This window comes from Caproiciproducens sp. MSJ-32 (assembly GCF_018918055.1).
Classification (GTDB): domain Bacteria; phylum Bacillota; class Clostridia; order Clostridiales; family Clostridiaceae; genus Clostridium.
Genome location: NZ_JAHLPS010000014.1, coordinates 1 through 12,661, shown reverse-complemented (window position 1 = coordinate 12,661; position 12,661 = coordinate 1). Strand labels below are relative to the sequence as shown.

At 31.2% G+C, this 12,661-nt stretch carries 15 protein-coding genes; 3 read left to right on the top strand and 12 right to left on the bottom strand.

Features of this window, described 5'->3' with window-relative positions; genetic code table 11:
• Window positions 1-171 precede the first annotated feature (171 nt).
• Window positions 172-1,035, top strand: coding sequence for a class II fructose-1,6-bisphosphate aldolase (gene fba / locus KQI16_RS01595; protein WP_216431682.1), 864 nt, complete (start codon window positions 172-174; stop codon window positions 1,033-1,035).
• Window positions 1,036-1,112: 77 nt separating this feature from the next.
• Here the strand turns inward: fba and KQI16_RS01590 are convergent, their stop codons facing one another.
• Together KQI16_RS01590 and KQI16_RS01585 are read right to left on the bottom strand one after the other, a co-directional pair.
• Window positions 1,113-1,940 (bottom strand): ZIP family metal transporter, encoded by an 828-nt coding sequence (locus KQI16_RS01590; RefSeq protein ID WP_216431681.1) that lies wholly within the window; start codon window positions 1,938-1,940, stop codon window positions 1,113-1,115.
• A gap of 89 nt (window positions 1,941-2,029) precedes the next feature.
• Window positions 2,030-2,590, bottom strand: coding sequence for a class IV adenylate cyclase (locus KQI16_RS01585; protein WP_216431680.1), 561 nt, complete (start codon window positions 2,588-2,590; stop codon window positions 2,030-2,032).
• A gap of 303 nt (window positions 2,591-2,893) precedes the next feature.
• Between KQI16_RS01585 and KQI16_RS01580 the strand changes: the two genes are divergently transcribed.
• A complete protein-coding gene (locus KQI16_RS01580) occupies window positions 2,894-3,577 on the top strand; it encodes an HD-GYP domain-containing protein (RefSeq protein ID WP_286172830.1) in 684 nt (227 codons plus the stop codon).
• A 71-nt stretch (window positions 3,578-3,648) separates the two neighbouring features.
• Here KQI16_RS01580 and KQI16_RS01575 read toward each other — a convergent pair whose 3' ends face one another.
• From KQI16_RS01575 to KQI16_RS12825, 10 genes are all read right to left on the bottom strand, one after another.
• Window positions 3,649-4,038: a GNAT family N-acetyltransferase gene (locus KQI16_RS01575; protein WP_216431679.1), complete on the bottom strand. Its 390-nt coding sequence runs from the start codon at window positions 4,036-4,038 to the stop codon at window positions 3,649-3,651.
• A 240-nt stretch (window positions 4,039-4,278) separates the two neighbouring features.
• Window positions 4,279-5,127 carry a prephenate dehydrogenase gene (locus KQI16_RS01570; protein WP_216431678.1) on the bottom strand — a complete coding sequence of 283 codons (849 nt, stop codon included), beginning with the start codon at window positions 5,125-5,127 and terminating at the stop codon, window positions 4,279-4,281.
• An 88-nt stretch (window positions 5,128-5,215) separates the two neighbouring features.
• Window positions 5,216-5,719, bottom strand: coding sequence for a shikimate kinase (locus tag KQI16_RS01565; RefSeq protein WP_216431677.1), 504 nt, complete (start codon window positions 5,717-5,719; stop codon window positions 5,216-5,218).
• An 11-nt stretch (window positions 5,720-5,730) separates the two neighbouring features.
• Window positions 5,731-6,555 (bottom strand): shikimate dehydrogenase, encoded by an 825-nt coding sequence (gene aroE / locus KQI16_RS01560; protein WP_216431676.1) that lies wholly within the window; start codon window positions 6,553-6,555, stop codon window positions 5,731-5,733.
• 14 nt (window positions 6,556-6,569) lie between these two features.
• Complete coding sequence (gene pheA / locus KQI16_RS01555) at window positions 6,570-7,691, bottom strand: prephenate dehydratase (RefSeq protein ID WP_216431675.1); 1,122 nt, start codon at window positions 7,689-7,691, stop codon at window positions 6,570-6,572.
• The gene (aroC, locus tag KQI16_RS01550; protein WP_216431674.1) at window positions 7,688-8,773 is read right to left on the bottom strand and encodes a chorismate synthase; all 1,086 of its coding nucleotides are present in this window, start codon (window positions 8,771-8,773) and stop codon (window positions 7,688-7,690) included. Before aroC ends, pheA begins: the two co-directional genes overlap by 4 nt.
• Window positions 8,751-10,046, bottom strand: coding sequence for a 3-phosphoshikimate 1-carboxyvinyltransferase (gene aroA, locus KQI16_RS01545; protein ID WP_216431673.1), 1,296 nt, complete (start codon window positions 10,044-10,046; stop codon window positions 8,751-8,753). The genes aroC and aroA overlap by 23 nt, the downstream gene beginning before the upstream one ends.
• Before the next feature lie 15 nt (window positions 10,047-10,061).
• The gene (aroB, locus tag KQI16_RS01540; RefSeq protein WP_216431672.1) at window positions 10,062-11,108 is read right to left on the bottom strand and encodes a 3-dehydroquinate synthase; all 1,047 of its coding nucleotides are present in this window, start codon (window positions 11,106-11,108) and stop codon (window positions 10,062-10,064) included.
• Between the two features lies 1 nt (window position 11,109).
• Window positions 11,110-12,123 carry a 3-deoxy-7-phosphoheptulonate synthase gene (aroF, locus tag KQI16_RS01535; protein ID WP_216431671.1) on the bottom strand — a complete coding sequence of 338 codons (1,014 nt, stop codon included), beginning with the start codon at window positions 12,121-12,123 and terminating at the stop codon, window positions 11,110-11,112.
• Between the two features lie 98 nt (window positions 12,124-12,221).
• Window positions 12,222-12,347, bottom strand: a complete 126-nt coding sequence (locus KQI16_RS12825; RefSeq protein ID WP_286172829.1) for a hypothetical protein — start codon at window positions 12,345-12,347, stop codon at window positions 12,222-12,224.
• A gap of 120 nt (window positions 12,348-12,467) precedes the next feature.
• Between KQI16_RS12825 and KQI16_RS12820 the strand changes: the two genes are divergently transcribed.
• The coding region (locus KQI16_RS12820) for an IS1/IS1595 family N-terminal zinc-binding domain-containing protein (RefSeq protein WP_442861798.1) at window positions 12,468-12,661 on the top strand (194 nt) is incomplete at its 3' end.

Here is a 12,661-nt window from a genome sequence, read left to right as displayed (position 1 = left end):
AATTAGATATAATAATCTTATTGTAAATGTAAATTTCATTTTTTTATTTCATTTAAACTTGATTTAGGTTATAATACATATATATGGATACGCAACTCCCCGTTGTCTATCCTTGTAGTAATTAGCTTTAGTACTAATTATAATAAAATAAATATTTTGGAGGTTTGTACCATGTTAGTTTCAGCAAAAGAAATGTTAACTAAGGCAAGAGCAGAACATTATGCTGTTGGTCAATTTAATATTAACAATTTAGAATGGACAAAAGCTATATTATTAACTGCTCAAGAAAATAATTCACCTGTTATTTTAGGAGTTTCTGAGGGAGCTGCTAAATACATGACTGGCTATAAGACTGTAGCTGCAATGGTTAAAGCAATGATAGAAGAATTAAACATCACTGTACCTGTTGCACTACACTTAGATCACGGTAGCTATGAAGGTGCTTTAAAAGCTATTGAAGCTGGATTCTCATCAATAATGTTTGATGGTTCTCACTATCCAATAGATGAAAATATAGCAAAAACAAAGGAAATGGTTAAATTAACTTCTGAAAAAGGTCTTTCATTAGAAGCAGAAGTTGGTTCAATCGGAGGAGAAGAAGACGGAGTTGTTGGTGCTGGTGAAATTGCTGATCCAAATGAATGTAAAGCAATTGCTGACCTAGGAGTAACTATGTTAGCTGCTGGTATTGGTAACATCCACGGAAAATATCCAGAAAACTGGCAAGGATTAAACTTCGAAGCTTTAGAAAAAATCAATAAAGCAACTGGAGATATGCCATTAGTATTACACGGTGGTACTGGTATTCCAGAAGATATGATAAAGAAAGCTATTTCACTTGGAGTTTCAAAAATCAATGTTAACACTGAATGTCAATTAGCATTCCAAGAAGCTACTAGAAAATATATTGAAGAAGGAAAAGACCTTCAAGGAAAAGGCTTTGACCCAAGAAAGCTTCTTCAACCAGGATTCGAAGCTATCAAGGCAACAGTTAAAGCTAAAATGGAACTATTCGGATCAATCAACAAAGCATAATAACATAAAAAAAGAGCTGTTATCAGCTCTTTTTTTATAGATTTTAAAGTGCATAGTTCACTATAAACTGATGCTCTTTATCCTAGGGCAACATCTAAGACCATCATCACTATAAATCCTAAAATAAGCCCCAATGTAGTAAGTTTTTTATTTTCCATAGATGCCTCTGGAAGCAGCTCTGCACCAACTACAGCAATCATTGCTCCTGCTGAGAAGGATAATAAAAATGGTAATATACTTCTAACTGCTAAGGCTGCTGCCACTCCTATAACACCTGCGATTGGTTCAACTAAGCCTGAAGCTTGTCCATATAGAAAACTTCTTGTTCTTGATAAACCTTCCCTTCTTAATGGAAGGGAAACTGCTGCCCCTTCTGGGAAATTTTGAAGGCCAATTCCTAAAGCTAAGGTTATGGCAGCACCTAATGAAGCTCCTGGAATTCCTACAGCAACTCCTCCAAAGGCCACCCCAACAGCAAGACCTTCAGGAATATTATGAAGGGTTACAGCTAAAATAAGCAGGATACTCCTCTTAAAACTATTATTTATAATAGCTTCAGTAGCACATTCAGAATCTCTATCACTTATTTCAAAACCATAACAATATTTATCCATTAATTTATCAGCAAATATTAAAAATAATCCACCTAATAAAAAACCTAATGAAGGAATAATAACACTATTAAAGCCTAAGTCTTCACATAAGGTTATGGCAGGACTAAGCAGGGACCAAAAGCTAGCAGCTATCATAACACCTGCTCCAAAGCCTATCATTGTATTTAAAATTCTTTTATCTACCTTTTTAAAGAAAAATACTAAAGCAGCACCTAGTGCTGTAACAAACCATGTAAATGTAGTAGCAAGGAACCCCTGTAGCAATGGGTTTAATTCACTAAACCATTCCATATTAAACCTCCTAATAAAAAGTCCTTACTACTAATCTACTAAATTAACTAAATTTGGTTACAAATCTCAACAAAAATTTTCATAAAAAATTATATTCCTGCAGTATTATTTTTATTTACTCCTCTTTCTTCTAAGTACTCATAAATAGTTTTAGAACTTGTGTCCTTTAAGGTATAACCAAGAAGTTTTATAATTTCTTCTAAACTTTCTAAAGATTTCGTCTCTATTTCTATGTAAGGAAATGGACAAAAGCTCTTATCATTAATGTCTATTTCAATAAGAGAATCTCCAAGCCTATAACTCTCCCTATATTTTTTTATTGTTTGTTTAAGTTCCAAACCTAAGGATAAAAATATTCTTTCTGCTGCGTCCTTATCTTCTACTATAGTTTCATTTTCCTCCATCTCCTTAAAGGTTCCTTGACTTAACATTTTTTTAGTTGTCATATAAACTAGTTTTCTATTATTTAATTTATCATCAACCAATCTTATTCTTGCATAACCCTTCTGCTTTAAAAGAAAATTATCTTTAAAATCATAAATATTATTTATTTGATTTTCTTCTTTAACTTTAACAGCCTTTAACTCCTTCAGCTTTCTTCTAACTTCTTCTACATCTATATCAAAAATTCTAGTTTCCAACTCTTTCATTTACCTTCCTCCTAAAAGCAATTTTTAATTATTATAACATAAGTTAATTCAAATAATAATCTACTCTATAAATTAATAATTACGAAGAAATATCATACACTTTTTACCTTTAAAGTTTAAATTTGTTTTATTTTTTTCTAAAATAATTATATAATAGTTATAGTATCTATTTTTATGGAAGCGGGGTAAATTAAATGGAGCTTGAAAAAAAATATATTAACTTAGAAGACCTAAAAGTTGGAATGATAACTTCCCATAGAATTAGAAAAATTTATTAGTTCAAATAAAAGCGTTCTAAAGAATTTGATTATTAACGGAAGTAATGAGGATTCAATATATACTCACTCTGTAAATGTTGCCTCTTTAAGCTACTTGATAGGCAAATGGCAGGGATATGATAATAAAAAGCTGCATAATTTAGTATACGCTTCCCTATTACATGACTTTGGAAAAACAAAGATAGACGAAAATATAATTAACAAGAAAGACCCTATAACTAAAGATGAATATAATATTCTCAAAACCCACTCCTCTCTTTCTTATAATGCAGTAAAAGCTATTCCATATATAAATAGAGATATAGCCTTGGGAATCTTATTGCATCATGAAAGAAATGACGGTTCTGGATACCCTCTAGGGATAACTGGTGATAAAATACCTGAAATAGCAAAAATAATAGCAATAGCTGATGTATTTGATGCAATAAATTCAAATAGAGTTTATAAGAAAAAGAAACAGCCTTTTGAAGCCCTTCAAGAAATTAAGGAAGAAAGCATAAAAGGAAAACTTGACTATGCCTTATGTGATACTTTCCTAAAAGGTCTGTTAAACTTTTATGTTGGACAAGAAGTTGTATTATCTAATGGAGAAGTAGGAAGAATAGTACAAATGGATATAAACAATATTTCCAAACCTTTAATTCTATGCGATGAAAAATTTATTGATTTAAAAACAGAAAAAGATTTAACTGTAACAAAAATCCTTTAAATATATAAAGGCTGAATAAAAGGATATGCTAAACAAGCATATCCTTTTAACTTATATTTAGGCTTTTTATTTTAATTTAATCTTTTTTCCAAATTAGAATTTATATCATATCTAAAGCCTTGCCTATTATAAAAATTAAGTTCTTCTTTAGTAAAATTTCTTCCTGCCACTAGTACATCGTTTACATATTCATTTTTAATACGGCCTTCTAGTTCTAAAAACAATTGATATCCAACACCAAGACCTCTATACATTTCATCAACTACTAGGTCTATTATCTTCGCCCTGTTATTCCCATCTATGTAATATTTTAAATATCCTATTACATCATCATTTAATTGAGCAACAATTGTTTTATTATCTCCCACTAATTCTTCTTCCAAATAAGCTATATCTGGATTTAATTTAATAATATAGTTATAATCTCCCTTTTTTATAGCTCTAACATCAAATCCTACCATAATTATACCCCCATATCATATGCGTAGATTTAATATCTATAAAAATATATAAAACATATATTTTTATAATATTAAGAATTTTCTAACTATTTATATTTTAATTATACATCTTTTTTATAGTTATTTCCATATTTTTTCAAATATACGAATTTATTTTTTATTTACGATTTTTTTATATAAAAAGAAACTATTTCTTTACATTTAGAAATAGTTTCTTTATTATCTTACTTCATATTATAATTATAATCTTTCCCTTCGCCTGCTTGATTTTATAAATAACTCCTTTAATAATTTTTCATCATCATTTAATAAGGCTCTTTTTATCTTATTTAATTCGTACATAAAATTATTTATTGCCTCAAGCAGGTTCTCCTTATTCTCAAAAAATAATTCACTCCATAAATCTTCATTAATATTAGCTATTCTTGTTAAGTCCCTATAGCTGTCTCCAATAAACTTTCCTGTATCTCTTCCCTCTTCATCACTATTAATTAAGGCTACAGCAATAGCATGAGGAAGCTGACTTGTAAAGCCTATCATTTTGTCATGGTAGCTCGGACTAACATATTTTATATTTTTAAATCCAAGGTCATAAATTATCTTTTCTAAAAGTTCTATATTTTCCTTCTTATTTTTTTCAGTTAAGGTTATCAAATAATTTGCACCCTTAAATACTTCCTTTGAGGCATAATCTATTCCCTTTTTTTCTCGCCCAGCCATAGGATGTCCAAAAATAAAATCTACATCCTCAGGCAATATATCTAAAATTTTTTGAACAAATAGCTCCTTAACTCCTGTTACATCTGTTATAAGACTTCCAGCTTTAAAGTATTCCCTGTTTTCTAAGATAAAATCTTTTACTAACCTAGGATATAAGGAAATTACTATTAAATCCATATCTTTAATAATATCCTTCCCCTTTGAATATCCTTCCTTTATTATTCCAAGAGCTTTAGCCTTTTTTATAGTTTCTAAATCTATATCTATTCCATAAATCTCCTTATAACCTACTGCCCTAAGTGCCATAGCATAACTTCCCCCTATAACACCAAGCCCTACAATTAAAATTTTTAAATTCTTCCCTTCCATACTACTATCCTACCCTCTCTTCCTATTTAATAAAGATTGCGAAGCAATCTTTTAGTTTACCTATACACTTCGTACTAATAAAAAGTGCTTAGCACTTTTTATTTATTATTTTAATAATATTATCTAGCACATCACTAATTGTCCCATCATTTGCTACTTTGTAGTGGCAGTATTTCTCATATAACTTATGCCTTTCTTCATATAAGCTATAAAGGCGGGCCTTTCCATCCTTTAATAGAGGTCTGCTTTCTGTATCTATATCCTTTAAAATATCTTCAACAGACCTAAAAATATAAATAATTACAGCCTTATCTTTAAAGGCATCTATATTTTCCTTTCTTTTAACTACTCCGCCGCCGCTTGCTATAACTGTTCTCTTTTTTTTAGAAAGTTCTAAACATGCCTCACTTTCACAAGCTCTAAAATAATCCTCACTTATGGCAAAAAGCTCCTTAACTGCTTTATTAGTCTTTTCTTCAATATAAAGATCCATATCGCAAAAATCATAGCCTAATTTTGAAGCTAAGAGCCTTCCTATAGTACTTTTTCCTGCTCCAGGCATTCCTATTAATAAAATCAATTCCTTATTCATAAGCTTTCCTCTTAATTATTTTTATTTATTTTAGGATGATTTTTTAATTTATCATATATTTCTTTTATTATTTCCTTGTCGATAGGCCTTTGCTGCCATATTTCCTGGGCTTTAAGGGCCTGCCCAATAAGCATATATAAACCACCAACAGTTTGCTTTCCAAGCTTTCTTCCCATTTCTAAAAACTTAGTTTCAATTGGATTATATATTAAATCTACTAGAATATTAAAATTCCTTAATATATCTTCATTAACTGGAGAAGCATCCACCTTAGGATACATGCCAAGGGGAGTTGAATTTATGATTATATCTCCTTTTATGCCTTCCAGTTCCTTATAGCTTATCATTTCTACATTATTTTGAGTAAATTCATTTTTCTTAGGATTTCTGCTTACAATATAAACCCTGCCTATCCCCATATCTAATAAATAACATAGCACAGCCTTGCTTGCTCCACCACTGCCTAAAATAACAGCAGTTTTATCCTTTAAATCTATCTTATGAAGCTTTAACATATAGGCAAATCCATAATAATCAGAATTATCTCCATAAAGTTTTCCATTAAGCAAGGATATTGTATTTACAGCTCCAATTCTTTTAGCCTCTTCTGATATATGATCTAAATATTTCATTATTTTTTCCTTATAAGGAATGGTAACATTAGAGCCCTTGACCTTTAAGATTTTTAAGGCATTAGCAAAAGCCTCTAGGTCCTTTTCTTCAACTTCAAATAATTTATAGGCTCCCTCTTCCCCTATATATTTTAATATTTCCCTATGAATTTCCTCTGATAGACTATGGGAAAGTTTTTCTCCCAATAAACCATAAAACTCCATAAAGTCACCTTCTTTTATTTTAAACTTGATTTATAACTTCCTAATACCCTGAAATATCTGCTGTTTTCTTCTATGCTGCTTAAGGCCTTTCTTACATATTCATTTTCTAAATTTCCTTCAAAATCTACATAAAGAAGGTATTTCCAGGATTCATTTTTATTTGGCCTTGATTCTATCTTTATCATGTTTATATTATTTTCTGCAAAATATCTTAATAAACTATACAAATTCCCTGCCTTATCTTCCAGCGAAAATACTACACTTATTTTATCGCTCTTTTTATCATAATTAGGCTTTCTAGATATAATTATAAACTTGGTACAGTTATCTTTTTTATCATTTATCTTTTCCTTTAATATTTCTAAGCCGTATATCTCAGCTGCCCTTCTGCTTCCAATGGCAGCTTTCCTTTTATCCTTTAAATCAGCTACATATTTAGCGCTTATGGCTGTATTATAGTAAGGAATAAGCTTAACCTTATCAAATTGACTTAAAAATTTTTTACTTTGATGAAAGCCTTGAGGGTGGGAATAAATTTCTTCAATTTCCTCTAAAGCAGCACCCTTAATTCCAATTAAATGCTGATCTATCTTTACACATTCTTCTCCAATTATATAAAAGCCATATTTAACTAACAGGTCATAAACTTCACTTATAGCTCCAGTATAGGAATTTTCTATTGGTAATACCCCATAATTAATTTCTTTTTTCGCTATGGCCTCAAAGACATCCTCAAAATGCTCATATTTTTTTGTATTTTTAGGATTATTGAAAAACTTTAAAACTGCTTCCTCACTAAAGGCTCCTTCCACTCCCTGATAGCCAATTACCATTTCTTCCTTATTTATATAACTTTCATCAGCTTCTTCTTTAACTATATTCCTTTGAAGGGATCTGCTAAGCTCCATTATCTTTTCAAAAAACTCTTCTGTTATATTTGAGTAATTTATATTTTTAAGCTTTGATATATTTTTTCTAATTACTTCCTTTTCCCTTGCTTCATTTAATATAGGAAGATTATTTTCCTTTTTATATTCCCCTACCTTTACTGCAAGGTCCATTCTTCTTTCAAAAAGAGAAACAAGCTCCTTATCTATTAAGTCAATTTCCTTTCTATAGTCCTCTAATTTACTCACTGCCCTGCCCCCTTAATTAAATCCAATATTCCTATGGCTGCCACTGCTTCAATTACTGGCACTGCCCTTTGAACTATGCAAGGATCGTGTCTTCCTTCAACCCTAAACTTAACATTTGTCTTGTTATTTATATCTATTGTATTTTGTTCCTTGGCAATAGAAGCTGTAGGCTTTATTGCAACCTTAAAGATTACTGGCATTCCATTTGTTATGCCCCCTAGTATTCCTCCATTATTATTAGTTTTTGTTTTTACTAAATCCCCATCATAATAAAATTCATCATTTGCTTCTGAGCCAAACATCCTTGTCATTTCAAAGCCCTTACCAAATTCTATTCCTTTTACTGCCGGAACGCTAAAGATTAAATGGGCAAAGGTTGATTCAACTGAATCAAAGAAGGGGTTTCCTAGACCAGCCTTAATTCCTATTATTGCACATTCAATTGTTCCTCCAACTGAATCTCCCTCATATTTAGCTTGTAAAATTTTATGCCTGATCTTATGCTCTAAGGATTTATTTAATAAAGGAAGCTCCTCTTCCCTTAATCTTAATAGTTCTTCCTTAGTTAAATTGATTCCATTAAAGTCGTCATCCTTTATATCCTTTATTGAAGATATGTGGGAAGCTATATATATGCCCTCTTTTTCTAAAAGCTGCTTACATATAGCTCCTGCAAAAACTAAGGGAGCTGTTATTCTTCCTGAAAAATGACCTCCACCTCTATAATCATTAAAGCCTGAATATCTTATATTTCCAGTATAATCTGCATGGCCAGGTCTCATATAATCCTTAAGTCTGCTATAATCCTTAGACCTTGTATCCTTATTTCTAATTATCGCACATAGGGGAGTACCTGTTGTTCTTCCTTCAAAGTATCCGCTTAATATTTCAGGAAGGTCCTTCTCTTTTCTTGCAGTAGACAATTCATTTTTCCCTGGCGCCCTTCTTTCCATCTCAAAAAGCAGCTTTTCCATGTCTATTTCAAAACCAGATGGCAAGCCATCTATGGTTATGCCTATAGCATTACCATGAGATTCGCCAAATATTGAAACTTTTATGTTATTTCCCCATATTCCACTCATCTGCAATTCCTCCTAAAGTTTTAAAGTCCTCGAAGAAACTTGGATAGGACTTAGCTACACAGTCATAATCAATAAGATTTATAGCTTCCTTACATCTAGTTGATGCTATTGCCAAGGTCATTGCAATTCTATGATCCTTCCAGCTCCAGACATCAACACCTCCCTTAAATTCTTCTACTCCATATATTACTAAGCCATCTTCCTTTTCTTCTATTTTTGCACCAATCTTATTAAGCTCACTTGCAACAGCCCTTAATCTATCACATTCCTTTATCCTTAATCTTCCTGCATTTATTATTTCTGTTTTTCCCTTGGCTAAGGCTGCGGCAACAGATAAAACTGGTATTATATCTGGACATTGAGATCCATTTATAATTGTTGATTTAATTTCATAAGGAGCTGTACACCCAATTCCATCTTCTTCCTTATAAAATTTTGCTCCCATACTCTCTAATATATCTATAACAGCCTTATCTCCTTGAAGGGAAGTTAAATTTAAGTCTTTTACTTTTACCTTTGAGCCAATTAGGTCTGCTACTAAGTAAAAGGCAGCCTGGGAGTAGTCTCCTTCAACCCTGTAGTTCCTTGATTTATAGCTTTGATTTCCCTTAATTATAAGTTCCTTATAATCCTTATTTATTATTTCTACTCCAAAGTCCTTCATGCAGGAAATAGTTAAATCTAAATAGCCCTTTGATTCAAGTTCTGTTGTTATAATAATCTTTGAATCTCCCTTTAATAAAGGCAGGGCAAATAAAAGTCCTGATATAAATTGAGAGCTTATATTTCCTGGGACTGTAAAAGTTCCAGGCTTTAGAAGCCCCTTAATTATTAAATCTAATTTATCCTTTGTATAATTATATTTAATTCCTTGTTCAGCAAAAATATTATAATAAACATCTAAGGGTCTTTTTCCTAAATTCCCTTCTCCAGTAAATTTAGAAATTCCATCAAATAATAAGGAAATCGGTACTAAAAACCTCAGGGTAGAACCAGATTCCTTACAATTTATATCCCTTGCATTTTTTCTTACTGCCTTTTCATTAAAGATACCTGTAATATTAAGACTGTCAGGATTTTTCTCTATTATCGCCCCTAATTCCTCCATGGCGCTTATGGTTGCTATAATATCATCAGAATAATCTATATTTTCTACTACAGATGTTTCCTTTCCAAGGGCTGCACAAATAATGGCTCTATGAGCTATACTCTTTGAAGGAGGAACTTTTACACTTCCACTAAGAAGTGATTTTTTTAAGTGTAATTTATTCATAAGATTTCCCCTCTCTTAAAGAAAAAATTCCTTTTTTGTTTTATAAATAAAGCTTTCCCCTATTTCCTTTAAAGCAATTATATTTAAAGTCTTGCCTAAATTCTTTTTATCCAATTCTATAGTTTTTATAAGTTCTTTAATATCAATATCCAAATTATAAGGCAGTTTATATTTAATTAAAATTTCCTTAATTGCTTCAGAAGTTCCTTCTTTTGTTATAGTGTATTTTTCAGAAATTTTACTTATTATATACATTCCGATAGCAACAGCTTCCCCATGGGTATACTTATCATAGTTATAATACTGCTCTATTGCATGACCTATTGTATGGCCAAAATTTAATAACATTCTTTCTCCAGTATCTTTTTCATCCTTTTCAACAACTTGAGCCTTTATTTTGCAGCAAGTGTGAATAATATATTCAATATTGTGCATAGCATCTTCTTTATTCTTATAATTTAATAATTTATAAAAAAACTCTCTATCCTTTATACAGCCATACTTTATTACTTCTGCCATTCCATCACTGAAAACTCTATCTGTCAAAGTTTCTAAAACTATAGGGTCTATTAAAACCTTCTTTGGATGATAAAAACTTCCTACTAAATTTTTTCCCTTATCTAAATCAACTCCAACCTTTCCTCCAACACTGCTGTCAACTTGGGCAAGTAAAGTTGTTGGACATTGAACAAAGGGAACTCCCCTAAGGTAAGTTGAAGCAATAAAGCCAGCTAAGTCCCCAATTACTCCACCCCCAAGGGCTATGATTAAATCACTTCTTGTAAATTTAAAATTAAGAAGTTCATCATAAACTAAAGGCAGAGTATTAAAGGATTTTGTGGATTCTCCTTCCCTTAATACCAGCTTTTTTGCCTTATAGCCTGCTTCTAATAAATTATTTAACAGCCTATCTCCATAATATTTATCTACTATTCTGTCAGTAATAATAAATACCTTATCCCCTTTAAAGACCTCTCTTATTTCTTCTGCAATTTTATTTAAAATACCCTTTTCTATATTAATAAAGTAGCTATTTTCTTTTAAATTTACCTTTAGCTTCAATTTAAATTTCCCTTCCAACTGCAGCTGCAATAGCTTTTAGTTCCTTTACTAAAGCATCATAATCTTCTGGTCTAATTGATTGAGGTCCATCAGATAAGGCTTTTTCTGGATCATTATGTACCTCTATTATAAGGCCATCTGCTCCAACTGCTACCGCTGCTTTTGCTAAAGGAGCAATCATAAATCTCCTGCCTGTTGCATGACTTGGATCTACTATTACTGGTAAATGACTTAACTTTTTAATTGCAGGTATTGCACTTAGGTCTAAGGTATTTCTTGTATAAGTTTCAAAGGTTCTTATTCCTCTTTCGCATAAGATTACATTATTATTACCACCGGCTAAAATATATTCAGCACTCATTAAGAATTCTTCTATAGTTGCAGCAAAACCTCTCTTTAATAATATTGGCTTATTTATCTTTCCCAATTCCTTTAATAAATCAAAGTTTTGCATATTTCTAGCACCAACTTGAATTATATCTACATCTCTCTCAAAAATTTCTATATCCCTTGGTGACATTATCTCTGTTACTATTGGCAGACCTGTTTTTTCCCTAGCTATCTTTAATAATTCAAGTCCATCATATTCTAAACCTTGAAAGCTATAAGGTGATGTTCTTGGTTTAAATGCTCCGCCTCTTAAAAAGCCTGCCCCTGACTTTTTAACTTCCTCAGCTATAAAGCTTATTTGTTCCTCGCTTTCTACCGAACAAGGCCCTGCTATCATTGCTATTCTATTTCCGCCTATTTTTCTTCCATTAACCTCTACTACAGTGTTTTCTGGATGAAAAGCCCTATGAGCTTTTTTAAAAGGTTCCTGAACCTTTATTACCTTTTCTACAATTTCATTTGCTTCGATTTTTAATGGATCGATTTTTGTTGTATCTCCTATTATTCCCAAAACTATTAACTCCTTACCTACTACAGGACATACATCTACGCCCTCTTTTTTTAATTCTTCAGTTAATTTTCTTATGTCTTTTTCTTTAGCTTTTGCTTTTAATACTACTACCATTAATAATGCCCCCTTTAATTATATTTTTAATAAAAAAGAGAACCCCAAAGAGTTCCCCAATAAAGCAATTTATAACTATACTTATATAGTTTCTAAATTTATATAAAAACTCTGCTGAAAGGGGGTATTTTATTGTATGAGAAATAGCCAGCGCTAAAATAAAAGCCCCAGAATGCAAAGTAAAAGCTATAAAATTTTGCTATTTCTTTTACAATACCTTTCATAATTTCCTCCATATAAATTTAGAAGTTTTGTTAAGTTATATGATATTTGAATTTCATCTCCCCTTTGAGTTATCTTATATATAGAGAAAAACAAAATGCCTCCGAAGGAGAGATGAAATTATGTGCAAATTATTGAATAAAATTTCATGTCCAAGATGCCATAGTCAAAATCTCTATCGCTTTGGAAAAGACAAAGCAGGTAATCAAAAATATCAATGTAAAGACTGTAGACGTCAGTTTACTTTTGAAGATTGTAGGGGTAAGAAAAATCGTATATTGAGAGGATATCCTCGTTGTCCTGTTTGTGGTAATGG